This is a genomic window from Mucilaginibacter sp. (assembly GCF_965201005.1).
Taxonomy (GTDB): domain Bacteria; phylum Bacteroidota; class Bacteroidia; order Sphingobacteriales; family Sphingobacteriaceae; genus Mucilaginibacter_A.
In genome coordinates, this window is record NZ_OZ241747.1 from 373,699 (window position 1) to 398,960 (window position 25,262).

Below are 25,262 nucleotides of genomic sequence, written 5' to 3' on the forward strand. Positions count from 1 at the left end.
AGCACCTAAAAATTGCCATCCGCTTAGGATGGTTTTTTATTGATAATCATGCTCGTCATTTTAAAAAACAGCAGCAGTTTAATTTTTTTGCAGCCGGGCTTTTATCGTTCCACAAGATTTTTACAAATTCACCCTTTCAAAAAAACTATCTTAAAAGTTTTTTAACTTAGGTGAAATTCGATACTTCTTTTATGCATAAAAAATTACAAGTGGCCTGCCTTGCATTTTTGCTGGCTGCTGCACCGGCTGCGTTTGCACAAAATGTGGCGCAAAAAACTATTGCAGGCGTTTCTTACTTTTCTGATCCGGCCATTTCGCCAGACGGAAGCGAGATTGCTTTTACTTCCGGCGGCGATATCTGGACGGTTGCGGCGGTCGGCGGTGATGCGCATTTGCTGATTTCTGATCCGGCTTATGATTCCAGGCCGATTTATTCTCCGGATGGAAACTATCTGGCCTTCACTTCGACCCGGACCGGAAATGGCGACATTTATATTTTCAACTTAAAAACAAACGGACTGAAACGCCTTACTTTTGATGATGGCAATGAAAGCCTGAGTGCTTGGTCGCCGGACGGAAAGTACGTTTATTATGCTTCTACCAGCCGGGACATTTCGGGCATGAGCGATATTTACCGCGTAAAAACAGCAGGCGGCACGCCCATGCCCGTAAGCCAGAACCGGTATATGAACGAGTTTTTTGCCATGCCTTCCCCGGATGGAAAAACGATTGCCCTGGCGGCGCGCGGCATTGCCAATGCGCAGTGGTGGCGCAACGGCAGCAGCCATCTGGACCAATCCGAAATCTGGCTGATGAAAGATAACGGAACGCCATCGTACCAAAAAATTACCGCTGGCGGCGCGAAAGAACTGTGGCCGATGTGGAGCAAAGACGGCCAATCGATCTATTACGTTTCCGACCGCAGCGGCACCGAAAATTTATGGGTAAAAACAGTATCCGGCACACCCAAACAATTAACGCATTTTACCAAAGGCCGCGTGCTTTGGCCAACCATGTCATCCAACGGCAAAACACTGGTTTTTGAACGCGATTTTAATATCTGGAAATACGAACTGGCATCGGGCAAAGCTTCCGAAGTAAACATTGTTCGCCGTGGCTCGCCTGCCAGTCCGGGCGTAGATCATCAGCGGTTTACCTCACAGTTTCGTAATATGGTTTTATCTCCCGATGGAAAAAAAATAGCTTTTACGGCGCATGGTGATGTTTTTGTGGCTTCGGCCAAGGAAGGCGGCGATGCTTTGCGCGTAACCAAAACCAGCGGCAATGAATCTCAACTGGCCTGGCTGCCCAACAGCAATGTGCTGATTTACGTTTCTGACCGGGAAGATGCCGCGCATTTGTACCAGTACAATTTTATCACGGCAAAAGAAGCACAGCTGACCAAAAGCGGCCTCGATGATGGCGGCCCGGTGATTTCGCCCAACGGCAAGCAGGTGGCTTTTATCCGTAACGGAAAAGAATTAATGGTGATGGATTTAACTTCCCGGCAGGAAAAAACGGTTGCAAAAGGCTACCTTGACCGGCCGCCGTTTTCATCTTCGGGCAGCGTTTGCTGGTCGCCGGACGGAAAATGGCTGGCTTATGCATCTTACGGGACGAAAACTTTCCGCAACATCAGCGTGGTTCCGGCGGCTGGCGGCGAAGCAAAACCGGTTAGTTTTTTGGCGAATACTTTTGGCGGAAACGTAAACTGGAGTGCCGATGGTAAATACATATTGTTCAACACCACGCAGCGGACGGAAAATACCAACATTGCCCGCATTGATTTGGTGCCGCAGCGGCCAAAATTCAGGGAAGATCAGTTTCAGCAGCTTTTTACAGAGCAAAATACTTCGCCTGCAAGTCCGGTTAACCCAACCGCGCCCCGGCCCGCAACTGTAAAAACGCCCGCGCTGCCCGATACCACTAAAAAAACAGGGGTAAAAACAGCATCTGCAAAAACCGGACCTGCTATACCGGAAATCAAAATAATAACAGAAGGCATACGCCAGCGGTTAAACCTGCTGCCGCTGGGCGTAAGTGTGAGCGATCAGGAAATCAGCAAAGATGGTAAAGTGCTGTTAGTCACCGCTTCTGCCGCAGGGCAAACCAATTTATACACGTATCCGCTGGATGATTTATCCGCAGAAAGGGCCGTTTTAAAACAACTCACTTCTACGCCGGGCTACAAATCCGATGCACAGTTTTCTGCAGATGGGCGCGAAGTTTATTTTATGGAGCAGGGCCGGATCATGATGGTTTCGGTAGATTCTAAAACAGTTAAGCCAATTTCGGTTGCTGCGGAAATGGACATCGATTTCAACACAGAAAAAAATGAGGTTTTTGAGGAGGCGTGGGAAGCACTGAACAAGGGTTATTACGATGACCATTTCCACGGAACAAACTGGAACGAAGTGCGCCGTGAATATGCGCCTTTGGTGGCCGGCAGCAGCACGCCCGAAGAATTGCGCCGCATTTTAAATTTGATGGTGGGCGAGTTAAACTCTTCTCATTCAGGTGTTTCCGGGCCGCCAAATCCTGGCCAGTTTGCCACCGGGCGTTTGGGTTTGTATTTTGACCGTGCGGTTTATGAAGATAAAGGCCGCTTTAAAATTACCGAAATAGTTCCGCTAAGTGCGGCAGATTTATCCGGAAACATCCACGTAGGCGATTATTTAACGGCGGTTGATGATCAGCCCATCAAACCAAATGACGACCTGAACCAGTTGCTGGAAAATAAAGTTGGCCGCCGGGTTACGTTAAGCATTACTTCGGCAACAAGTGCCACGCCGCAAAAAATTACGGTTCGGCCAACCAACCAGGCTACAGAAAAAGGCTTGCTTTACCGCGGCTGGGTGCAGCAGCAGCGCGATTATGTAAATAAAATAAGCAATGGCCGTTTAGGTTATGTGCATCTGGTGGATATGTCTGAACAGGCTTTAAACCAGCTTTACTTAGATCTGGATGCCGAAAATCAATCCAAACAAGGTGTTGTGGTTGATATCCGCAACAATAATGGCGGTTTTGTAAATGCTTATGCTCTGGACGTGCTCAGCCGAAAGCCATATTTGACCATGACAGGAAGAGGAATGCCTTCCGGACCGGCGCGTACACAATTAGGGCAACGGACTTTGGAACTGCCAACGATTTTGGTGACCAACCAGCATTCGTTATCGGATGCGGAAGATTTTACGGAAGGTTACCGCACCATGAAGTTGGGCAAAGTAGTAGGCGAACCCACCGGCGGCTGGATTATTTTTACAAGTGCTGTTACTTTGATTGACGGCTCTTCTGTCCGCCTGCCTTTTAGCAAGATTGAAGACCACGAAGGCAAGGATATGGAGCTGCACCCGCGTGCAGTTGATATTCCGGTTTCCAGGGCTTTGGGCGAAGGAAATGTTAAAGATTCTCAATTGGACGCAGCGGCAAAGGAATTGCTGCTGGAGGTTGGAATGAAGAAATCGAGGTAAAGGAATTGACAGGTTTAAAGGGCTTGTTTAAATTTTTATCATAAAATTTATAACACTTCTTTTATGCCTGTAAATTCTGTTTCGGTACAAAAAGTACAATAGGCCAATGTTTTTTAGGTGATAAAAGAAGCATAGAAAGTTTATTCCAGATACTCGGATATGCTTGGGATTGACAACAATGCTTCTTTTACCCTATAAAATTGGTATCTGCATCAATTCAACCCAATCAAAAACAATTGCCTGCCATTTTTAGGGTGATAAAAGAAGCATGGAAAATATATGGAACAAATTTTTAAACAGCCCTTAATGTTGCATTAATTTAAATTTCATTTTCTCCATAAAAGCTTCTTTGTAATTGTTGCCAAGAGGGATCCTTTCTGTTCTGCCTTTTAAAATTAAACTGCCATTTTCAATTGCCATGATTTGTTTGATAGCTACAATATATGATTTTTGAACGCGGATGAACTGAAAAGCGGGCAAACGCACTTCTAACTCTTTTATGGTTAGGTAAACTAATGTTTTTTGAGTTCCCCGATGAAAAAAAATGTAATTGCTCATAGCTTCAATATAATCAATATCATCCAGGTCGATCTTTATCATTTTTCCTTTTTGCTCGGTTTTAACAAATATGTAATCATTTGGTATTAAACCGTTGCCGGAGTCGCCGCTCGCGCTTGTTTCGTTGGTAAACCGCTGCACGGCTTTCACAAACCTATTGAAAGGTATTGGTTTCAAAAGGTAATCCAAAGCATGGAGTTCATAACTGGAGACAGCAAATTCGGAAAAAGCGGTACAAAATATAACTTTGGTTTCCGGGTTTAACATTTGCATTACATCAATCCCATTCATCTCATCCATTTGTATATCCAGGAAAACAAGCGCAGCTTTATGTTTTTTTATCAGTTCCATCCCTAATATGGGGCTGGTTGCGGTGCCCATTAACTCAAGGTTTGGCATTTTTTTTATAAAACCTTCAATCACGTTAATAGCAGGCTGTTCATCATCAATGATCACACATTTTATCATTGCGTTAATTGTTTATGGTTAATTCAAATGTATAGAACTCGTCTTCATTAATAGCTTTTATTTCATACTTATCTTTAAAAAACACATCAAGCCGTTTGCTTAAATTGGTAATGCCGATATGGTGCGATGTCAGTTCTATATTGTTTTTTCTCTTTTTATTTCTGCAGAAAAAATAGATATGCCCTGGTTGCAGCTCAATCTTTATTTGTAATGGGTTTTCCAGGTCTTTAAGGTCTCCGTATTTAAAAGCATTTTCCACAATACTGATTATAGACAGCGGCAGCAGCATCTGGTCGGCCATTTCACCTTCAAGCGTATATTCTACCGCTTTACTGTTGCCAAACCGGAGATAATTAATGTCTATCAATGTTTGTAAGTGCGATAGTTCTTTTTGAATTGAAACTTTTCCGTTTTCATGTTCCAGGCTTTCTAAGGCATACCGCATCATGTGCGAAAGTTTGAGTATGTTTTCTGCCAGTTCATCAGAGTAATTTAATGCCTGGGAATATAATACATTGAGGGTGTTATGAAGAAAATGCGGGTTTATCTGTGCACGCAGAAAAGCATATTCAAATTGTAATTTTTCCTGTTGTGACTTGAGTTCCTGCTGGGTCAGGAAGGCATTTTGCAGCTCATGTTGCTTTTTTTGTTGTTCTAAAACAAATTTCTCTTCCTGTAAATCCCTCAATTCCCTTTCGTTTTTAAGTAAGTTTTTGATCACAGTGTACAGAAGTGCGTAAACAGTAAATCTTATATAGCCAAAAATAGCTGTTCGGATAAACACTTTTAAGTCATCTGCCTTGTCATAAAGAGTCACATCATATAATGGCAAAAGATGATAGATATAATAATAACCGGCTGACGATAGTATTATAAAAAAAGAAAAAAAAGCTATCAATCCGTAAATAGCACCTTTTTTCACAAACAATTTAAAAGAATACAGACTGGTATAAAATGCCAAACCGAAAGGCGTGATATAGAAAAGGATTTCTATCACCTTTATTTCCTTGTTGGTGATATAATTAATAAAAAATATGTAAAGCGCATACAGGGCCCATGCTAAAACATGCCAGGGCAAACTAAAAGGGTTGTTTCGTTTATTAGCAGCAATACTTACCATTTACACTTATTAACTACATCAATCGTTAGTTAATAAAAATAGGCATAGTATCTTATATTTTACTTAAAAGCTGTTCAAATTTCCATTAGCTTCTTTAACAAGCTTAAGATGAATAATCACAATGCTTCTTTTATGCCATAAATTTTGGTGTGCCGGTTTTTTTCGGATAAAAAAATTTAAGCAGCTTTTTAAAACTAGGTCAAGTTATACAATGATCTCTTAATAAACTCAGGATGGATGCCAATGCTTCTTTTACCTTATAAAAATTGCTGTCGGCATCAATCTAAATAAACCCCCAAATATATGCTTGCCAATTTTAGGGTGATAAAAGAAGCATCAAAAATAAATTTAACCAGTTTTAAACATTGATAAATACTTGATTATTATACAATTGCTGAAACAGGTTATTGTTATTAAGTTCGATTTTTTCTACCGGCTGCGTTGCTGATTTAAACAGCACTTTATAAGTAAGCGGATCAATCGGGTAAGAATTGTAGGTTTTTTTATCAAACAAAAATAATTCTGTACCGATATTGAAAAACCCGAATTTGTCTTTGTTCAACAAAAACTGTTCGGCCAGCGGCTGTTGTTCTTCCTTATAAATAAATTCTTTTGAATTGATCATGGTATGCAAATAGATCCAACATTCCCACTGCCCGGGATGCAGTTTCAGGATAGGGACAAACATATCATATAACTTTTGCGTGGTTTCTTCTGCAAAATCGGTTCTGCTCTGTTTTTTGTCAGGATAAATAGGGCTGAAAAATTTAAGCCTGATATCTTCCAGCGATTTCCGGTAACAAACTGCGTTAATGATGGGCACACCAGCCAGGTGAGAAAGATAGGCGATGCCTTTCCTTGCGTAAATGGATTGCTTTAAAAAATTGATCTTGCACCTGTTCTCATTTTTTACACTATCGTCGCCGGCACCGGTATTGCCGTCAATATATAACAATAGGCTTTTTCCTTTTTTTAATTCCCTCAACATTTTCAGCGCGGCATTCGGTAACTGGGCGGAGATAATGTTTAGTTCGTTATTTGTACCATTTTGATAAACATCAGAAAACATCTTGTCGAAGGAGGAACCCTCGCCAGTTGAAATATGATTTGCGACAACTAAAGTATAAGGTATATTATTAGAGGCCAGGAAATGGTTGATAACCCGGTTTGAGCCCATATGAAAAGTACAGAAAATAGCAGGTTTAGAATCCAGCAGGTTGAAAAATTGCCTGCTCAAACCTTCATAACTTACAGCATCTATGATGCCAGCGTATTGCTGTTCCAAGATGCTCAAATCTTTATTCAATAGAATGTGCCTGAAAATATCTTCATGTTCTGTAACCTTTACCTCGGGCATAAAGTTCAGCATGTTTGCACTAACGAAGTTCTGGGTCCGGTTAAGCAGGTCATCATCCAGTATATTTAGGTTGTGTAATGTGCTTTCAACTATTTTATTTCTTCGTTCTGTAAATTCTGCTTGGTTCATGGTATAAAAATTTGAAAGTGATGAGGATTTGACTCAGCAATAAATAAGTCGTAATGATCAGCGTAACTGTGCTGATGATATCTCTAAATGTTATTTGCGTGAACATCAGGTTTTCACTAAATAACGAATGATGCAAAATTGTAAAGTTGGCAATGATATACTGTAGCAAAAGAATATATACATACACCCAGAACAAGATGTTCAATAAAGAATAAATAATCAATGGCTTTGGGGTTTCGCGAAACACATGTTTCGGCTCCCGGAGCATTTCCATAATGAATTGCCTTGCCTTGTTCTGCAGGTTCGGGATGTTAAAATAATCGCTAAATAACCAATATCCGTCATAGCGAAAAAACGGGATCAAAGAAGTAATCACACTAATTGTGTTTGCCAGGATCAGGGTGAAAACGATTACTTTAAAAGTATCAACATAAAAAAAAGCGATCAGGAATACGTTGATAAGCAGTTGAAAATAAATTCCGGCTATGTTTACGGTATTTCTTTCTTCTTTTTTTAGTGCCCAAATGTCGGTTACGTTTGTGTAGAAAACTGGAAAAACAAAGTAAAAGCCAAATCCGATCTCTTTTGGACGCACGCCAAACCTGTAAGAAGCGGAAGCGTGGCCTATTTCATGAACCAAGATAATCAGGACGAACAAAGTATAAACGATCACTAAATGAGTAACGGACATCAGCCCTAATGAAGACTGATAAATAGTGCCGAATGACAGCAAGTGATGTGCATAAAAGAAATAAAAAGTGATGGCCAAAGCAGCAAGTGAAAAAAAGGTAAAGGTCTTTTTATAAAACAGAAGGGATAATACTTTATAAACTGCCTGCAGCTGTCCCTCTTTTAAAACTACTATTTTGCCTTTTATATATTTGTTGGTTGTTGTAAACGAGCTGCTTTCCTTTTTAGATATTTTTGTAAGCGTTGAATTAATTGATGTCTCAACAAAAGAAACTGTAAAATCAGCAGTTTTGTACAAATTGTTCATATCTACTGCAATCAAACCATAATCCGGCTTTGATTTATAGCTGAAAAGCATGTGGTATAAAACCTCAGTGATTTTATAGATCCCGCCATAGTTATCCAGTAACAGGTATCTTCGCCCGGCAGTTTCGTCTATTGTTTTTAACTCGTACATGGTTGGTTAATTAGCCAGTTAATTATTGTTGGAGCATTGATTTTATTTTGGTCAGGATTGAATCCGCATAAATTCTTGGCCCATTAATGTGTGCCCCTTTTATCTGGTAAAATTCTTTGGGCGTATTTGCATCTTTATATAATAATTGCCCCATATAAAATGGAACTTCCTCATCTTCGGTACTGTGGATAATAAGGCATGGCTTACGATATTTTTTTATGGAAGCTTTTGCGCTGTAATCTTCTTTAACCAGTAACCGGCCTATAAACCCAAGCCCCGTTGATTTCCTAACGGTGTAAGCCGCCATGTCTTTTGGTGATGAAAACGCGCCTTCCATTACCAATCCGGCTATTTTATCGGGTTTATCGGCTGCAATTACGGCAGCAAGATGGCCGCCTAATGACTGGCCATAGATCACCAGCTTCGTATTTTTAACGTCTGCCCTGCCGGTGATATAGTTAAGTGCAGCCAATGCATCCGCCCGAACATTTTGCATGGTTGCTTCGCCGGCAGAAAAGCCAAACCCGCTGTAATCAAACATAAATACCTGTACACCATCCTTTACAACAGGGACAATGGCTTGGTATTGGCTGACCAATGAACCTTCATTACCGTGAAAATGGAGCAGTGTTATGTTTATTTTACCACTGTCGGCAGGTTTTATCAGCCAGCCGTTAAGTAAAATCCCGTTTCTGTTTTTGAATAGCACGCTCTCTACTACAAAAGGTTTTTGAACGGGCGCATTATTAATATTGGTAAATTCAGGCTGAAAATAGGCACCTGAAAAATGAATAATGGTGGTATCCTTGCTGTCAAAGTCCACAACTTTTATCCTGGTTGTTTTTGCAGGAAATTTATTAGGGTGCAAAAACACCTTGTTAAAACTACAGGATAACAATAAGGTAGCAATAAACAACAAAATAATATTTCTCATAATCATTGCCAATTCTCAGATGCAGGCAAAAACATCACTTGGTTTATATTTTCAAAGCTTTATTAAAGTGCAGGTTATAAATTAAAGAAAGCGTAATGCTTCTTTTATCACTATAAATTTGTATTTGACACAAATATTGGAGCCTAAGAAACCTGATGATTTTTAGGTAATAAAAGAAGCATAGAAATAAATTGAAGAAATTTCAAGTAGGCTCTTAGTGCCTGTTTGAATTTCTGTCATAAAAATTTACAATACTTCTTTTATGCCAATAAATTTTGTTTTTGGGCTACTTCAATACAAAAAGTACAATGAACCAATGGTTTTTAGGTGGTAAAAGAAGCATACAAAATATACTGAACAAATATTTAAACAAGCTCTAAACAGTTAAAAAATATCCGGGAATAATTTTATCCCCGGACGATAGAAGGGATTTGCCTAAAACTCAATATCTATAACGCGGTGAAATTTTGAGGCGGCAGCAGCCAGTTCTAATCTTGATTCCATTTCTTCGATACAAATGGCTTCTGCAAACAGGTTTTCGTTTTGTGTTGACATGGTTTTAAGTTTTTAATGGTTAAAAAATATCCGGGAATAACGCTATTCCCGGACAAAAGCGGATTTTGACTAAGATTCGATCTCTATGTCTACTTTCACTTTAGAAGCGGCAGCAGCCAGTTCCAATCTTGATTCCATTTTTTCGATGCAGATGGCTTCTGCAAACAGGTTTTCGTTTTGTGTTGACATGGTTTTAAGTTTTTAATGGTTAAAAAAGTAACCGGAAATGCCCTATCCCCGGACAAAAGCGGATTTTGACTAAGATTCGATCTCTATGTCTACTTTCACTTTAGAAGCGGCAGCAGCCAGTTCCAATCTTGATTCCATTTTTTCGATGCAGATGGCTTCTGCAAACAGGTTTTCGTTTTGTGTTGACATGATAATTTAGTTATTGATTTTGATTGCCTACTCTGGTAAAGGTTTTCGGCGTCCCCTTTTGGATTCTTGGCCAAAGAATATTTTTAATAGTTAATTTATTACAGGGCTGATAGTATAGCCTGATTTACTTAATAAGTTTAATATAGAGGTCGAATCATTTCCTATATCTACAACATCCAGCGTAACCAGGGTTGATTGAGTTTTAATGGTGTTTTCTATTCTTGACATGATTAGGCGCATCCTGTACATTTCGGCATCCGCAGCCACGTATCTCGGCTTAAAAAGGCCGCTTGATGTTAGCAATTTTTTTAAACCGGCCACATTCTCCTGTTTGTAAAAGCCGGCCTTGGCATCAATATCCATTATTACCCTGTTTTTGTTATTAACCATATAATTGATGACACTTTCCCAATAGCTATTTGGAAATTTATCATAAAGTGTATTCAAAGTTTCGTCTATGCTTAATAGTTCCTTAACCGGTATGTTGTGTTTTGAACCATAATTTCTTATCACGTCGTCGATCTTTTCAGCATTGGGCACGTTACACTGATAGGTTTTTGTCATCAAAAACATGTAGATGTACCAAAGTTTATATTGGTTAAGGTATATTTCAGGGATCCCTTCGTCCTCTGCTACCGTTATTAGTTTCTCGTATGTGTTTTTTGAAAGCGATTTTTCGGCAGACTGATTGTTGTTTTTCAACCCGTTGGCTTTTTCTGCAACACCTGCAAAAGCTTTGCTGTTCAGCCCTGTTTCCTGAGCAATCAGTTTCACTTTGTTCAAAACATTAAGCACTTTGTCGCTCAGCTTTATTTTTGGTTCACAGGTTTTGGTTGTGGTCAAAAGGATATAAGATTCCTGCTGCAAACCTTTGCCACTTATTTTCCATAACAAAGTTTGTGCATCGGCTGCATTTTGTGCCTTTACCATTGAAAAAAGCATTAGGAACACGGATGTAAAGGCTATTTTTGTTGTTCTCATGTTGGTGTGATTGTAATTCTATTTATTGATTGTTATTCACCCGTTGCTTAATGTCATCTGACGTTGAAATGGCTGCTTGCTTTCTTGCCTTTATATTCCTGTTCCCAAATTTCCAGCTGATTGCCATGTTAAAAAATCTTGTCTCCGCTTTATTAACCACATTCATCATTACGCCCTGATAATTTATTTTCTGATCCTGTTTATCCGTATTGAAAATATCCTGAACGGCGAGCTTAATATTGGCCCGGTTTTTAAAGATGCCCTTGCTGATCCCGGTGCCGGTAGTAAAATTCCGTGCTGCCTTGTATATGCCTGAAGTGTAAGGTCCCCGGTAATTGGCATTTAGCTCAGCCGCCCAGTTATTATTAAACTTGAAAGTATTTTCTGTCTGAAATAAGTAAGACCAGGAAGCATTATTATTTTGCCCTGATAGGGAAGAAGTAGCCGTATTGTATTTTAGAAAGCCGGTGCCGCCGCTGATATAAATGTTCCACCAAGCGGTTACAGGATGGGTAAAATCAGCATAAACATAAAATAAATCAGAGCTTCTCAAATTGTCAAAAGTGGAGATCACCTGTTTATCATTCCCTTTTAAGTAAACTGGTGCCAATGCGTTGGTACCATGTGTATAACTCGAGCCGAAAACAAGCGATTGCTTATAGCTGTAGGAAACTTCCAGGTTATGATCTATCTCCGGTTGTATATTTGAGTTTCCCTGATAATAGGCATACTGACTTTGGTATATTACAAAAGGGTTGACAATATTGAACCCAAATCTTTGGATACTCTTCCTGTAACTTATATCCAACACATTGTCCAAGTTTCTGACAAATTCAAAACTGATGTTCGGAAAAATGTTCAGGTAATTTTTTTTGTTAACAGTATTGGTATTTACTAAATCGCCACTAACGTTTGTTTGTTCAGCCCGAACCCCCAGGACAAGATTGAATTGCTTTATGGTTTTGTTTAAATTTATGTAGGCGGCATTTACATTTTCTTTATAGATGAAAGTGTTAGTCTTACCATTATCCGTCATCCAATCACTGCCAACCAGTTGCTGCCATGATATGTCATTTTCAGAAACGGTGAACTGACTTTTAACACCTGCTTCAATTTTTCCTATTGAAGAGGGCTGTGAGTAATCAGCTGAAAATGAATAAGTATGGATATGTGCCGGCGAATTGTCCCTTAAAAAATAAGTCGGTTGATTCGGGTTGCCCTGGCGATCAAAATAATCGGTTGCAAAGTTATCCTGCCATTTTTTATTATAATTAAAATAGTCTGCGTTTATCGTCAGCGATTTTCCTGAACTATCCAATATACCCTTGTAATATACATTTATCGCTGGATTAAGAACTTTCGCACTGCCATTGGTATGAACAACTGAGGAAGAATCATTTTCTGTAGCATGTACCAGGTTTGAAACCGTAGTGGCCGTTTTGCTTCTATAATTGGTATAACCTTTAAACCCGATACCAAAAGAATTATGTTTGTTTACGTCATAATCAAATCCTAATCTATAAGCATTATTATTCCTGCTGCGTATTTCGTACTCATGCTGAAGGATATTGGAACTGGCATCAATTTCTCTGTTAAACTTATTATCATAATACTGTTTGGTGTGCTGAAAATCATAAGCACCATAAAAATTTAGTTTTTCGCTTCTGTAATTAAGGTTCAACCCATTGTTATACTTCAAAAACCTGCCTGTGCCAAGCCCCAAAGTTAAACTTCCGTTTAAACCATAGTTTTTATTTTTAGCCAGTTTTATATTGATGATACTTCCGGCCTGTGCATCGTACCTGGCAGAAGGGTTTGGTAATATTTCAATTTTATCTATACTGCCGGCAGGCATGGAGGATAGCATCTCTTTCAATTCTTCATCACTTAAATGGGTGGGTTTATCATCTATCAAAACATTTACAGACTTTGTTCTGAAGGAAAGCACATTATTTTGCTCCACAACGCCCGGTGCTTTTAGTAAAATATCATACGCATTACTCCCGGCAGACAGCGGGCTTTGGGCAACATTCAGCGTGATTTTACCACCGCCGAGGGTTATAAATGGCTTTGCTACTTTCGCACTGATGACAACACTTTTAAGTGATTTTATTTGCAGGCACATATATACTTCCAATTCGACAGATTGTTGTTTATCTCCTATCGTAATCTGGCTTTTGGTGAAGGTATTGTAGCCCACATATAATACTTTTAACTGATACTTGCCCGGCTGAAGATGGCTGATTGTAAAGTTCCCTTTATCCGAGGAAATTGTATTTACACTTACCGAAGTAAGCATATTAGTAACCACAATCGTTGCATGGGGCAGGCCTTGTCTGGTTAATGAGTCTTTTACTGACCCGGTTAGCGTTGCTGCTTTTTGCCGGGCATTACCTGTACGAACAAGTAATAAGCAGGTTAAAGTAACAAGTATAAAGGTCATCAGTAGCTTCATTTTTTGTTTTGCTCAATAAATATCCTTCTATCAGCAGCAACAAAAAAAACTATTATACGAAACCGTATTTCCTCAATGCAAAGTGGTCAATACGATCCTTTTTTATAAGTTTTACAGAATGCAAGAGCCTGTTTAACTTACCAAACCGGCGTAAGATTTATAACAATCACTGCTTAAATTTATAGGAAATGAGCAAGGACAGGAAGCTGCATCCGCCCGGTTGATGTTGCTGTTTCCAAGGCTTTGGGCAAAGGAAGTTTAAAGAATCCTCAACTGGATGTTGCGGCGAAGGAATTGCTGTTGGAAAGGGGAACTAAGAAATCGAAGCAGGTTTTATTATCGGTTAAACTTTCAAAATGCTTCTTTTACCGGCCTAAATTTAAGGTGGTAAAAGAAGCATTGCTTACTTTTTTACATGATGCTGCTGCGGCAAAACTTTTACATCACGTTCCACTTCTTTCTGCTCGATGTGCACGGCATATTCGGCAGGTTCAATTTTCTCGCCATAATCATCTGCATAAACTTTGGTAAACTCGGCACCGAAATATAAAATGGCCGAAGTATAATATATCCACACCAAAATAACGATTAATGAACCGGCCGCGCCATAAGTAGAACCTGTGCCGGTGGTTTGGATGTAAATACCAATTAAATATTTGCCCAGCATAAACAAAAGGGCGGTAAAAAAAGCACCAGTACGCACATCGCGCCAGGCAATTTTTACATCGGGCAAAAACTTAAAAATAATACCGAAAAGTACCGAAATCACAATGAAGGTGATACCAATATTAATGAGGTTGAAAATCTGCACGGTAACTTCCGGGAAATAACGTGTGATGTGACTGCTCAAAGCCAGTACCAAAGCGTTAACGATTAGCGATGCGATGAGCAAAAACCCTAAGCCAATAATCATCGAAAAAGAGATCAGCCGGTTGGTCAGCATTTTTACCCAGCCTTTTTTAGGTTTTGCTTTTACGCGCCAGATAATATTGAGAGACTCCTGGATCTCCATAAAAATACTTGTTGCACCGATAATTAAGGTAACTACACTGGTCACAACTGCAATTGTGGTTTTGCCAGACAGGGAAATACTTTTGATCATGTTCTGGATCTGGATGGCCGCAGCACTTCCCACATACGATTTAATTTGCGGGTAGATATTGTTTTGGATCGCATCATGGCCCAAAAAAACACTGGTCAGCGAAATAACCAACATCAATAGCGGTGCCAGTGCGAAAACGGTATAATAAGCCAATGCTGCGCTAAATTTCAGCCCTTTATCATCTAAAAAACAGTTGAATGTTGTCAGCAAAATTTTGCCAATACGTTTTAAATATTTTAGGGCAAAGTATTTTTTAAACATAAAATTTAGGTGATAAAAACAGCATCACAATTTTTACAGATTAGAAACGATCAGCAAATCCAAATCTTTACTCGGGATGTTAAACCGTTCGCCAAAAACCGGGCTTGTTAAATGGCCCTGATAAATGTAAACTGCGTTGCGCACACCTGCTTTTTCCCAGATCACGTTTTTGAGGCCGCCATGTTCGCCGATGTCAAGTAAAATCGGTGTAAAAATATTGGTTAAAGCATAAGTGGCCGTTCGCGCTACGCGGGAAGCAATGTTGGGCACGCAATAATGGATGACATCGTATTTCCGAAAAACCGGGTTGGTGTGGTTGGTTACTTCGGAAGTTTCAAAACAGCCTCCCTGATCGATGCTCACATCAATTACAACTGAATTGGGCTTCATGTGGCTTACCGTTTCTTCGGAAACCAAACAAGGGCTGCGGCTGGCTTTGGCCCGCATGGCACCAATGGCCACATCGCAGGTGGTAATGGCTTTTTCCAATACAATCGGCTGGATAACGGAGGTAAAAACCCGGCTGCCAATGTTGTTTTGCAGGCGGCGCAATTTGTAGATCGACGGATCAAAAACCTTCACTTCGGCACCTAAAGCAATGGCGGTCCTGGCGGCATATTCGCCTACCGTTCCGGCTCCCAGGATCACAATTTCGGTTGGCGGCACACCGGTAATGCCGCCCAGCATCAGGCCTTTGCCGTTAAAAACATTACTTAAATATTCGGCAGCTATCAAGATAGAAGTTGCGCCCACAATCTCGCTCATGGCGCGTACAACGCTTAATGTGCCGCCTTCGTCCTGCAGGTTTTCAAAACAAAGCGCGGTTATTTTTTTGCTGATCAAAGCATGTAAATATTCGGCTTTGATGGTAGAAGTTTGCAAGGCAGACAGGAGCGTTTGGTTCATTTTCATCATCCCGATTTCGGCCAGCGTTGGCGGTGCAATTTTCAGGATGATATCGGCCTGGTAAACCTGCGCTGTATCGTAAACAATCTGTGCGCCTTGTTCGCTGTAATTATTATCGGTAAAATTGGCACCCATCCCGGCGTTGGATTCCAGGATGACAGTGTGGCCGTTGTTTACTAATGTGGCAACCGAAAGCGGCGTAATGGCAATGCGGTTCTCCTGAAAAGAGGTTTCCTTCGGGATACCGATGTAAAGCTTGTTTTTTTTATTTCTCACTTCCAGCATCGATTCCTGCGGCTGCATCATGGCCTGCTTTGCGATGTCGGAAAATCCGCTTAAAATCCCTGAACTCATATTTTTCCCAATTTCCGGTTGCTGAAATTAAGCAAATATAAGTTGAAATAGAGATTAATCTTTCGTGATCGTTAATTTTCGCTGCCGATCAGGCTGCACTTCAATACGGATTCGGATAAAATTTTCGGGCAGTAAATCCGGGATTTGTTCTGGCCATTCGATCAAACAATATTCGCCGGAATACAAGTATTCTTCCACGCCCAGGTCCAACGCTTCGGTTTGGTTTTTAAGGCGATAGAAATCAAAGTGATAAATAATTCCTTCGGGATAATGATATTCGTTAACGATGGAAAAAGTAGGACTGGAAACTGTATCCGCCACTCCTAAAGCCTCACAAAAAACCTTGATAAAAGTAGTTTTCCCGGCACCCATTTCGCCGTAAAAGAGGAGAATTTTATCTTTTTCCCCTAAAAAATCAATCAATTGCCAGGCCGCGTTTGGTAATTGATCGATATCAGCTGTAATAATTTCCATCTACCGATAAATATAATCGCCGCAAAAATATTCAAATGATACTGTTTTTATAATGGTAAAAACAGTATCATTTATTTGTTTATCTCGGCCCGTAAGTGGCTATCGGCACAATCATTTCTTCCATGCTGATGCCGCCGTGCTGGAAAGTTTCGTTATAAAAGTTTACGAAATGGTTAAAATTATTAGGGTAAACGAAGTATTTGTCTTCCTTGGCAAACACAAAACTGGAGCTGACGTGCAGTTTCGGCAGCATCGCATCGTGCGGGTTGCGGATATGGAAAACCTCTTTGGCGTTGTAATTCAGGTTTTTACCTTGTTTATAACGTAAGTTGGTGTTGGTGTTGCGGTCGCCTATAATTTTGCTTGGGTTTTTTACACGGATCGTTCCGTGATCAGTGGTAATCACCACTTTAACCTGTTTTTGTGCCAGGTATTTCAGCAGGTCAAACAACGGCGAATGCTCAAACCAGGAAAGCGTTAACGAGCGGTAAGCAGCATCACCGTTGGCCAGTTCGCGGATCATCTGCATATCCGTGCGTGCGTGCGAAAGCATGTCCACAAAGTTGTAAACCACCACGTTCAGCTCGTTCTGCATTAGGTTGCTGATAGAATCGTTCAATGCACGGCCTTCGTCAATATTTAAAATTTTATGGTACGAAAACTTACAGTCTTTGCGCAATGTCCGCTTGATCTGATCGCCCAGAAACTGCTCTTCAAACAGGTTTTTACCGCCTTCATCTTCATCATTCTGCCACATTTCAGGATAACGTTTTTCCATGTCCAGCGGCATCAAACCAGAAAAAATGGCGTTGCGGGCATATTGTGTGGCGGTTGGCAAAATGCTGAAATAGGTATCTTCTTCCTCCAGCCTGAAATATTCTGAAATAATTGGGTGGATAATGCGGTACTGATCATAACGTAAATTGTCAATCAGGATAAAAAACGTAGGCGAAGTTGTATTTAATTGTGAAAAAACCTTCTTTTTGAACAGCTGATGAGAGAGCATTGGTGCCGTATCCTGGTTTTTGATCCAGTTGAGGTAGTTTTTTTCGATAAACTTGGAAAACTGCGTATTGGCTTCTGCCTTTTGCAAAGTCAGGATGTCGTGCATTCCGGCATCTTCCAGTTTTTCAAGCTCCAACTCCCAATAAATCAGCTTTTTGTAAACATCAACCCATTCCTGGTAGCTTAAATTATCGTTCAGCGTCATGCCAAGCGTACGGAAATCCTGCTGATAACCCATAGTGGTTTTGGCGGTAACCAAACGCTTGTTTTCGGTCAGTTTTTTGATAGTGAGCAAAATCTGTTTTGGGTTGACCGGTTTGATCAGGTAATCATCAATTTTAGAGCCGATGGCATCTTCCATCAAATGCTCTTCCTCGCTTTTGGTGATCATCACAATCGGCACATCGGCGTTGATGTTCTTAATCTCCGTTAGTGTTTCCAAACCGGTTAAGCCCGGCATATTTTCATCCAAAAAAACAAGATCGATATTATTATTTTTGAAGAGGTCGACCGCGTCTGTCCCGTTGGTGGCGGTTTTGATCTGATAGCCTTTTTCGCTTAAAAATAGTATGTGCGGTTTCAGAAAGTCAATTTCGTCATCAGCCCATAAAATGGTGGTATCCTGCATGATAATTATTTATTTAAAATTTAAACCTGTATGACAACGTTTTGTTGCCGTAGTGACATAAATTAACAAAATTTAACACAAAAAAAGGAAGCAGATCAGACAAACTTTTACTAAATCGCACCCTTTCAGCCCGCTTTATTTTGAACAAAAAAAAGATAATCAATGATCCTGTTTACGGATTTATCAGCATACCAACCGAACTTATTTTTGATCTGGTAGAACACCGTTATTTCCAGCGGCTGCGCTACATCAAACAGTTGGGGATGACACATTTAGTGTATCCCGGTGCGCTGCATACGCGTTTTCATCATGCGCTGGGCGCACTTCATTTAATGGGTTTGGCGGTAGAAACACTGCGCGGCAAAGGCACCGAAATTTCTGCGGAGGAAGAAGAAGCCGTAGAGATTGCCATTTTGCTGCACGATATCGGCCACGGCCCGTTTTCGCACGCGCTCGAAAATACCCTGGTAAAAGGAGTATCGCATGAAATGATTTCCAGCTTGCTGATGGACCGGCTGAACGTGGAGTTTAACGGGCAGTTGACACTGGCGATCCGGATTTTTAATGATACTTATCCACGCCATTTTCTGCATCAGCTGGTTTCCGGACAGCTGGACATTGACCGGCTGGATTACCTGAACCGTGATAGTTTTTTTACCGGCGTTTCGGAAGGTGTGATCAGTTTTGACCGCATCATCAAAATGCTGAATGTTGTGGACGATTATATTGTGGTTGAGGAAAAAGGCATTTACTCGGTAGAGAAATTTTTAATTGCGCGAAGGCTGATGTACTGGCAGGTTTATCTGCATAAAACCGTAATTGCCGCAGAAATGCTGCTGGTAAAAATACTGGAACGGGGCCGATTGCTGGCTTTAAACAAGTTTGAGCTTTTTGCCACGCCGCCCCTGGCGCATTTCCTCCAAAAAAGTGTGGTAAAAGAAGCATTCGTAACTGATCCGCGCCATCTGGACGCCTTTGTAAACCTGGACGATACGGATATTTTATCTGCCGTAAAAGTTTGGGTAAACCATTCGGATTTTATCCTGTCTGATCTCTGCTCGCGATTTATCAACCGAAATTTGTACCGGGTAGAACTGACCAACATGCCGCCGGACCTGGAACTGACCGTCAGACTGAAGCATCAGGCCATCCAAAAACTGGATTTGCTGGATGAAGAAGATGCCGGCTACTATGTTTTTACAGACCGTGTGGTAAACGATGCATATAAAGTGGGCGACGAAAACATCAGGATTTTGCTGAAAAGCGGCGAAGTGCAGGATATTGCCGATGCAAGTGACAATTCAAACTTAATTTCACTTTCTAAGCGGGTAGTAAAGTATGTTTTGTGCGTGATTAAAGATGTATAACCATTAAATACAGCATTTTTAATAATTTGCTGCTTTGAGATTTAGAATTAAATTTGCCCGATGCAATTAACCGCACTTGAGATCAGCTTATTGCTGAACGGAACCATTGAAGGCAAGCCTGAAGTTACGGTTAATCAGCTGGCCAAGATTGAAGAAGCCGAAGCCGGAAGTTTATCTTTCCTGGCCAATCCAAAATACGAGCAATATTTATATACTACGCAGGCTTCCATACTGATTATTGATCAGGGGCAGGTTTTAACAGAGCCTGTAAATGCTACCTTAATCCGGGTAGAAAACCCTTACATCGCTATTTCTGTTTTGCTTGATAAGTATAACCAAAGCAAACTGGCCAAACCGGGTATTGAGCAGCCAAGTTTTGTCCATCCAACGGCAAAACTGGGCAAAGACGTTTATATCGGTGCTTTTTCTTACATCGGCGCAAATGTGGTTTTGGGGGATAACTGCCGCATCTACCCAAATTCATACGTGGCTGCGGATGTGGTTTTAGGAAACAACGTTACTGTTTTTGCCGGTGTAAAAATTTATTTTGATTGCAAAATCGGAAATGATGTTACGCTGCATTCCGGTGTTATTATTGGTGGTGATGGCTTTGGTTTCGCGCCGCAGGGTGATGGGACTTATCAAAAAGTGGCCCAGATTGGCAACGTGATTATTGAGGATGATGTGGAAATTGGTGCCAACACCACTATTGATCGTGCCACAATGGGTTCAACCATCATCCGCAGGGGTGTAAAATTAGATAATCTGATCCAGATTGCACACAACGTAGAAATTGGCAGCAATACGGTTGTGGCCGCACAAACTGGTATTTCCGGCAGTACCAAAATTGGTGAAAATGTGGTGCTGGGCGGCCAGGTTGGCGTAGTTGGGCATATCCAGATTGCCAAAGGTTCGCAGGTGCAGGCGCAATCCGGCATCAGCAGAACCATTAAAGAAGAAAATAAAAAATGGGCCGGTGCGCCCGCAACCAATTATCAGGACCACATGCGCTCGCAGATCAGGGTGAACCGCTTGCCCGAACTGGAAAAAAAAATACAAGAGCTGGAAAAAAAACTGGCCGATTTGCAGCAACCTCCCGAACTATACAGGAAGCCTCGGTAATAAGATTTGATAAATATGAACACAAAACAACGAACGATTAAAGCTGAAGTTTCTGTTTCCGGAACAGGGTTGCACACAGGTGAAAAAGTAACGCTGACTTTTCGTCCGGCCCCAGAAAACCACGGCTTTAAGTTCAGGAGGATAGATGTTGAAGGCCAGCCAATAATTGATGCTGATGTAGATAACGTAACCGATACTTCCCGAGGCACCACCATCACCCAAAACGGTGCTTCAGTAAATACAGTTGAGCACGTTCTGGCTTCTTTGGTTGGCTTAGAGCTGGACAATATACTGATTGATCTGGACGGGCCGGAAACACCGATTATGGATGGCAGTTCCCTGCAGTTTATAGATGCTTTGGTGGAAGTTGGTTTTAAAGAGCAGGACGCTGACCGGGAATATTTCAGTATTCCGTACAACATTCACTATTCTGAACCAGACCGTAAAGTAGATATGGTGGCCATGCCGCTGGATGATTACCGATTTACCTGCATGGTGGATTATAATTCGCCGGTGCTGGGCAGCCAGCACGCCAGTATTTCTACCATTACCGAGTTTCGCCGGGAAATTGCTTCCTGCCGTACTTTTTGTTTTTTGCACGAGTTGGAATCGTTGCTGAAGCATAACCTGATAAAAGGCGGCGATATCAACAATGCCATTGTGGTAGTTGACCGGGACGTGAACCAGGAAGAATTGCAGCATCTGGCTACATTGTTTAACCGTAAAGATATTGATGTGGCCCCGCAGGGGATTTTGAACAATATCGAATTGCGCCATCAAAATGAACCTGCCCGCCACAAATTGCTGGACATGATTGGGGATTTGGCTTTAGTTGGTGTTCCGCTGAAAGGCCACATTATGGCCGCCCGCCCCGGCCATGCGGCCAATATCGCCTTCGCCAGAAAAATAAAAGCACTTATCAAAAAAGAGCGTAGTAAAAAAAGCTTCTATCATTACAACCCAAATGCAAAACCGGTTTATGATACGGTACAGATCATGAATATTTTGCCGCACCGGCCACCAATGTTGCTGATAGACCGGATTATGGAGCTGACCAAAACACACGTGGTTGGTGTAAAAGCGGTTACCATGAACGAGCCTTTTTTTGCAGGCCATTTTCCGGGCGCGCCTGTAATGCCGGGTGTTTTGCAGATTGAAGCCATGGCGCAAACCGGTGGCATTTTAGTGCTGAACACCGTGCCCGATCCGGAAAACTGGTTAACGCTGTTTTTAAAGATCGAAAATGCGCGTTTTAAAGATAAAGTTTTGCCGGGCGATACCGTTGTTTTCCAATGTGATTTGCTGGCACCAATCCGCCGCGGCATTGCACAGATGAAAGGTGTGGGCACAGTTGGCGAAAAAGTAGTGGTGGAAGCCGAATTGATGGCACAGATTGTTAGATATAAAAACGCATGACGCAGCCCTTAGCCTATATTCATCCGGGTGCCAAAATTGCAGATCAAGTTGTGATTGAGCCTTTTGCAACCATTTATGGCGATGTGGAAATTGGCGAAGGCACCTGGATTGGCTCCAACGTAACCATTATGGATGGTGCTCGCATTGGCAAAAACTGCCGCATTTTCCCGGGTGCTGTCATTTCTGCCATTCCGCAGGATTTAAAATTTGACGGAGAAAAAACCACGGTTGAAATTGGCAACAACACGACCATCCGCGAGTGTGCCACCATCAACCGAGGCACAAAAGACCGCTGGAAAACCGTTGTGGGCGATAATTGCCTGATTATGGCTTATTGCCATGTTGGCCACGATTGCCAGATTGGCAACAACTGCATTTTTTCCAACAATACCACTTTGGCGGGCCATGTTACCATCGATGATTATGTGGTTTTGGCCGGAATGGTGGCCGTCCATCAATTTTGCCAGATTGGCGCGCACGCTTTTGTTACCGGTGGTTCCCTGGTGCGGAAAGATGTTCCGCCGTATGTAAAAGCTGCCCGCGAGCCGCTTTCTTACGTCGGAATTAACTCAGTTGGCTTGCGCAGAAGAGGTTATTCTTCAGAACAGATCAACGAAATCCAAGATATTTACCGGACGATTTTCGTAAAAAAACACAACCTCAGCAATGCTTTATACATGATTGAGGCGGAACGACGGCCAACAGAAATCCGCGATGAAATCTTGGATTTTATCCGAAATTCCAACCGCGGCATTATGAAAGGTTTTGGCAATCCTTCCTCTTTTTAGAACCAGAAACGATACTAAATGGAAATTGTGCTTGAAAATTTAGGGCGGCGTTTTAACCGCGACTGGATTTTCAGGAACATCAATTGCACTTTTTCCCAACCCGAAACCTACGCTATTTTGGGCATCAACGGTTCGGGCAAAAGCACTTTATTGCAGGTTTTGAACGGCAGTTTATCGCCCTCGGCCGGAACGATATGCTTCTTTTACCGGCATAAAATTGTTGAGGTTGAGCAGGTTTACCAGCACATAAGTTTGGCCGCGCCTTATCTGGAGCTGATTGAAGAATTTAGTTTATCGGAAGTGATCGATTTCCATTTTCAGTTTAAAAAATATGCCAGCGGAATGGACCGAAATAAAATCATCACGCTGCTGCAGATGGAGGCCAGCAAAAACAAGGCAATCCGTTATTTTTCTTCCGGGATGAAGCAGCGCGTAAAACTGGCTCTGGCTTTTTGTGCCGATACGCCGTTGCTGATGCTGGACGAACCAACCGCAAACCTGGACACGCAAGGGATTGACTGGTATTTGCAACTGATCGAAAGATTTGCGCAAAACCGCCTGACCATCATCTGCTCTAACCAGGAACACGAATATGGTTTCTGCAAAAACCGGCTAAATATTTTGGATTACAAACAGAAACCCTGATGCTGTTTTTATCGGTATAAATTCATCAACCCCAATTAAGCTTTTGTTTGTTTCGGGCTGATTGCTAATTTTGTCGCTCTCAAAAAAACTGATTTATGGCCAAGGCATCTGATATAAAAAATGGAAACATCCTGCGTTTTAACGGCGAATTGATACAGGTAGAAGAATTTATCCACCGCACGCCCGGCAATTTGCGCGCTTTTTATCAGGCCAGGATGCGCAACGTAAAAACCGGCAAACTGGTGGAATATCGTTTCCGTACAGATGAAGAAGTAGAAATTGCCCGGGTAGAAACTACTGATTATCAATATCTTTATGAAGATGGAAATGATTTGGTGGTGATGGACAATGCCACTTTTGAGCAGTTTAACATTCCTAAGTTTTTGTTCGGGCCGGCCGTAAAGTTTTTAAAAGAAGGAGCCAACGTGATTGTTGCTTTTGAAAGTGATGAGCCGATTATGGCCAAAGCACCAGCCTCCGCAGAACTGGAAATTACTTATACCGAGCCGGCCGTAAAAGGCGATACCTCGACCGGCGCGTTAAAAAATGCCACGGTAGAAACCGGTGCCGAAATAAAAGTGCCGTTGTTTATCAATTTGGGCGATAAAGTGAAAGTTGATACCGCAACGGGAAGTTATGTAGAACGCGTAAAATAAGCGATGCTGTTTTTGCCGGTATAAAAAAGGTGTGCAGGTTTTTTGTACGCCTTTTTTGCTTCAACAAAAATTTGCTGCAAATAAATTATTTATTGTATGAATAAAGCCGGACTCCGCAAAATTTATCTGGAAAAACGGTTGCAGCTTTCGGAAGCGGAACATCAAACCTTAAATCAGCAACTGTTGCAGCAGTTTATGCAGCTTGATTTTGGCGGGATTAAAGCCGTTCATATTTTTTTGCCGATGCTTCAATACAAAGAACCCGACACCAGATTACTGCTAAACTTCCTGCAAAAAAAGCATCCGCAAATTAAACGTGTTTTCCCGAAAGCAGATTTTCAGCATAAAACCTTGACCGGTTTTTTGGATGATGCAGATTTAATCATTGCCGAAAATAAATACGGTATCCCGGAGCCGGTTAGCGGAAACCAATTTTATATCGATAAAAACAGCATGGTGATGGTACCTTTGCTCGCTTTTGATGAGCAAGGCAACCGCGTGGGTTACGGCGGCGGTTTTTACGATCGTTTTTTGGCAGATTGTGAAGCAGGAACGCGCTTTATCGGTATTTCATTGTTCGGGCCGGTTTTTAAAATCGATGATGCAGCTGATTTCGACGTTAAACTTCACCAATGTATCACACCGAAAAAAAACTGGGGTTTTTGACAGGATGAGGATTTTGTGTTTTGACCTGTGCCGAAATTTAACGGAAGATTGTTGTTTCAGCTTCTTTTATACATATAAACCTTGCATTTGCACATAATTTCAACATAAAAACCTAAACCGTACAATGTTTTTTAGGTGATAAAAGAAGCATCTAATATTATTTGATATGCCAAAAATTGGTAATGCTTCTTTTATCGGTATAAAATGGGTGCTTTTGTCAAATCGCTATAAAAAATAGAAAAAAATACCAATTTTGGGGTGATAAAAGAAGCATCATCATCAACCCAAATAAAACCCGGACAACATCTTCCCAAATCTGC

Annotated in this window: 19 protein-coding genes; 8 read left to right on the forward strand and 11 right to left on the reverse strand. The window is 41.4% G+C overall.

What is annotated here, in order from left to right:
* Window positions 1–191 precede the first annotated feature (191 nt).
* Window positions 192–3,470: a S41 family peptidase gene (locus ACOFKR_RS01635; protein WP_419802289.1), complete on the forward strand. Its 3,279-nt coding sequence runs from the start codon at window positions 192–194 to the stop codon at window positions 3,468–3,470.
* Window positions 3,471–3,773: 303 nt separating this feature from the next.
* Here the strand turns inward: ACOFKR_RS01635 and ACOFKR_RS01640 are convergent, their stop codons facing one another.
* The 11 genes from ACOFKR_RS01640 to ACOFKR_RS01690 all read right to left on the reverse strand — a co-directional run bounded on the left by ACOFKR_RS01640 (window position 3,774) and on the right by ACOFKR_RS01690 (window position 18,282).
* Complete coding sequence (locus ACOFKR_RS01640) at window positions 3,774–4,496, reverse strand: LytR/AlgR family response regulator transcription factor (protein WP_419802290.1); 723 nt, start codon at window positions 4,494–4,496, stop codon at window positions 3,774–3,776.
* A 4-nt stretch (window positions 4,497–4,500) separates the two neighbouring features.
* Window positions 4,501–5,217 (reverse strand): sensor histidine kinase, encoded by a 717-nt coding sequence (locus ACOFKR_RS01645; RefSeq protein ID WP_419802291.1) that lies wholly within the window; start codon window positions 5,215–5,217, stop codon window positions 4,501–4,503.
* A 757-nt stretch (window positions 5,218–5,974) separates the two neighbouring features.
* The gene (locus tag ACOFKR_RS01650; protein WP_419802292.1) at window positions 5,975–7,102 is read right to left on the reverse strand and encodes a hypothetical protein; all 1,128 of its coding nucleotides are present in this window, start codon (window positions 7,100–7,102) and stop codon (window positions 5,975–5,977) included.
* Window positions 7,068–8,249: a hypothetical protein gene (locus ACOFKR_RS01655; RefSeq protein ID WP_419802293.1), complete on the reverse strand. Its 1,182-nt coding sequence runs from the start codon at window positions 8,247–8,249 to the stop codon at window positions 7,068–7,070. Before ACOFKR_RS01655 ends, ACOFKR_RS01650 begins: the two co-directional genes overlap by 35 nt.
* 22 nt (window positions 8,250–8,271) lie before the next feature.
* On the reverse strand, window positions 8,272–9,117 hold the full coding sequence (locus ACOFKR_RS01660; protein WP_419802294.1) for an alpha/beta hydrolase: 846 nt from the start codon (window positions 9,115–9,117) through the stop codon (window positions 8,272–8,274).
* Window positions 9,118–10,206: 1,089 nt separating this feature from the next.
* On the reverse strand, window positions 10,207–11,046 hold the full coding sequence (locus ACOFKR_RS01665; protein ID WP_419802295.1) for a TraB/GumN family protein: 840 nt from the start codon (window positions 11,044–11,046) through the stop codon (window positions 10,207–10,209).
* A 73-nt stretch (window positions 11,047–11,119) separates the two neighbouring features.
* Entirely contained in the window at window positions 11,120–13,540 is a 2,421-nt protein-coding gene (locus ACOFKR_RS01670; RefSeq protein ID WP_419802296.1) for an outer membrane beta-barrel protein, read from the reverse strand.
* Window positions 13,541–13,955: 415 nt separating this feature from the next.
* Window positions 13,956–14,915, reverse strand: a complete 960-nt coding sequence (locus ACOFKR_RS01675) for a YihY/virulence factor BrkB family protein (RefSeq protein WP_419802297.1) — start codon at window positions 14,913–14,915, stop codon at window positions 13,956–13,958.
* Window positions 14,916–14,948: 33 nt separating this feature from the next.
* Window positions 14,949–16,175, reverse strand: a complete 1,227-nt coding sequence (locus ACOFKR_RS01680; protein WP_419802298.1) for an alanine dehydrogenase — start codon at window positions 16,173–16,175, stop codon at window positions 14,949–14,951.
* A gap of 54 nt (window positions 16,176–16,229) precedes the next feature.
* The gene (gene tsaE, locus ACOFKR_RS01685) at window positions 16,230–16,649 is read right to left on the reverse strand and encodes a tRNA (adenosine(37)-N6)-threonylcarbamoyltransferase complex ATPase subunit type 1 TsaE (RefSeq protein WP_419802299.1); all 420 of its coding nucleotides are present in this window, start codon (window positions 16,647–16,649) and stop codon (window positions 16,230–16,232) included.
* Between the two features lie 79 nt (window positions 16,650–16,728).
* The gene (locus ACOFKR_RS01690; RefSeq protein WP_419802300.1) at window positions 16,729–18,282 is read right to left on the reverse strand and encodes a PglZ domain-containing protein; all 1,554 of its coding nucleotides are present in this window, start codon (window positions 18,280–18,282) and stop codon (window positions 16,729–16,731) included.
* A gap of 140 nt (window positions 18,283–18,422) precedes the next feature.
* Between ACOFKR_RS01690 and ACOFKR_RS01695 the strand changes: the two genes are divergently transcribed.
* The 7 genes from ACOFKR_RS01695 to ACOFKR_RS01725 all read left to right on the forward strand — a co-directional run bounded on the left by ACOFKR_RS01695 (window position 18,423) and on the right by ACOFKR_RS01725 (window position 24,942).
* Window positions 18,423–19,649: an HD domain-containing protein gene (locus ACOFKR_RS01695; RefSeq protein ID WP_419802301.1), complete on the forward strand. Its 1,227-nt coding sequence runs from the start codon at window positions 18,423–18,425 to the stop codon at window positions 19,647–19,649.
* A gap of 60 nt (window positions 19,650–19,709) precedes the next feature.
* Window positions 19,710–20,771: a UDP-3-O-(3-hydroxymyristoyl)glucosamine N-acyltransferase gene (gene lpxD / locus ACOFKR_RS01700; protein WP_419802302.1), complete on the forward strand. Its 1,062-nt coding sequence runs from the start codon at window positions 19,710–19,712 to the stop codon at window positions 20,769–20,771.
* A gap of 15 nt (window positions 20,772–20,786) precedes the next feature.
* Entirely contained in the window at window positions 20,787–22,187 is a 1,401-nt protein-coding gene (locus ACOFKR_RS01705) for a bifunctional UDP-3-O-[3-hydroxymyristoyl] N-acetylglucosamine deacetylase/3-hydroxyacyl-ACP dehydratase (RefSeq protein WP_419802303.1), read from the forward strand.
* Complete coding sequence (lpxA, locus tag ACOFKR_RS01710; protein ID WP_419802304.1) at window positions 22,184–22,975, forward strand: acyl-ACP--UDP-N-acetylglucosamine O-acyltransferase; 792 nt, start codon at window positions 22,184–22,186, stop codon at window positions 22,973–22,975. Before ACOFKR_RS01705 ends, lpxA begins: the two co-directional genes overlap by 4 nt.
* A gap of 18 nt (window positions 22,976–22,993) precedes the next feature.
* Window positions 22,994–23,620 carry an ABC transporter ATP-binding protein gene (locus ACOFKR_RS01715; RefSeq protein ID WP_419802305.1) on the forward strand — a complete coding sequence of 209 codons (627 nt, stop codon included), beginning with the start codon at window positions 22,994–22,996 and terminating at the stop codon, window positions 23,618–23,620.
* A gap of 95 nt (window positions 23,621–23,715) precedes the next feature.
* Window positions 23,716–24,276 carry an elongation factor P gene (efp, locus tag ACOFKR_RS01720; protein ID WP_419802306.1) on the forward strand — a complete coding sequence of 187 codons (561 nt, stop codon included), beginning with the start codon at window positions 23,716–23,718 and terminating at the stop codon, window positions 24,274–24,276.
* A 96-nt stretch (window positions 24,277–24,372) separates the two neighbouring features.
* Window positions 24,373–24,942 (forward strand): 5-formyltetrahydrofolate cyclo-ligase, encoded by a 570-nt coding sequence (locus tag ACOFKR_RS01725; protein ID WP_419802307.1) that lies wholly within the window; start codon window positions 24,373–24,375, stop codon window positions 24,940–24,942.
* Window positions 24,943–25,262 lie beyond the last annotated feature (320 nt).

What these genes read in the sequence shown, in the direction of transcription:
- ACOFKR_RS01635 (WP_419802289.1), top strand. Translation starts at nt 192, where the DNA reads ATGCATAAAAAATTACAAGTGGCCTGCCTTGCATTTTTGCTGGCTGCT.
- ACOFKR_RS01640 (WP_419802290.1), bottom strand. Translation starts at nt 4,496, where the DNA reads ATGATAAAATGTGTGATCATTGATGATGAACAGCCTGCTATTAACGTG.
- ACOFKR_RS01650 (WP_419802292.1), bottom strand. Translation starts at nt 7,102, where the DNA reads ATGAACCAAGCAGAATTTACAGAACGAAGAAATAAAATAGTTGAAAGC.
- ACOFKR_RS01655 (WP_419802293.1), bottom strand. Translation starts at nt 8,249, where the DNA reads ATGTACGAGTTAAAAACAATAGACGAAACTGCCGGGCGAAGATACCTG.
- ACOFKR_RS01665 (WP_419802295.1), bottom strand. Translation starts at nt 11,046, where the DNA reads ATGGTAAAGGCACAAAATGCAGCCGATGCACAAACTTTGTTATGGAAA.
- ACOFKR_RS01670 (WP_419802296.1), bottom strand. Translation starts at nt 13,540, where the DNA reads ATGACCTTTATACTTGTTACTTTAACCTGCTTATTACTTGTTCGTACA.
- ACOFKR_RS01675 (WP_419802297.1), bottom strand. Translation starts at nt 14,915, where the DNA reads ATGTTTAAAAAATACTTTGCCCTAAAATATTTAAAACGTATTGGCAAA.
- ACOFKR_RS01680 (WP_419802298.1), bottom strand. Translation starts at nt 16,175, where the DNA reads ATGAGTTCAGGGATTTTAAGCGGATTTTCCGACATCGCAAAGCAGGCC.
- tsaE (WP_419802299.1), bottom strand. Translation starts at nt 16,649, where the DNA reads ATGGAAATTATTACAGCTGATATCGATCAATTACCAAACGCGGCCTGG.
- ACOFKR_RS01690 (WP_419802300.1), bottom strand. Translation starts at nt 18,282, where the DNA reads ATGCAGGATACCACCATTTTATGGGCTGATGACGAAATTGACTTTCTG.
- lpxD (WP_419802302.1), top strand. Translation starts at nt 19,710, where the DNA reads ATGCAATTAACCGCACTTGAGATCAGCTTATTGCTGAACGGAACCATT.
- ACOFKR_RS01705 (WP_419802303.1), top strand. Translation starts at nt 20,787, where the DNA reads ATGAACACAAAACAACGAACGATTAAAGCTGAAGTTTCTGTTTCCGGA.
- lpxA (WP_419802304.1), top strand. Translation starts at nt 22,184, where the DNA reads ATGACGCAGCCCTTAGCCTATATTCATCCGGGTGCCAAAATTGCAGAT.
- ACOFKR_RS01715 (WP_419802305.1), top strand. Translation starts at nt 22,994, where the DNA reads ATGGAAATTGTGCTTGAAAATTTAGGGCGGCGTTTTAACCGCGACTGG.
- efp (WP_419802306.1), top strand. Translation starts at nt 23,716, where the DNA reads ATGGCCAAGGCATCTGATATAAAAAATGGAAACATCCTGCGTTTTAAC.
- ACOFKR_RS01725 (WP_419802307.1), top strand. Translation starts at nt 24,373, where the DNA reads ATGAATAAAGCCGGACTCCGCAAAATTTATCTGGAAAAACGGTTGCAG.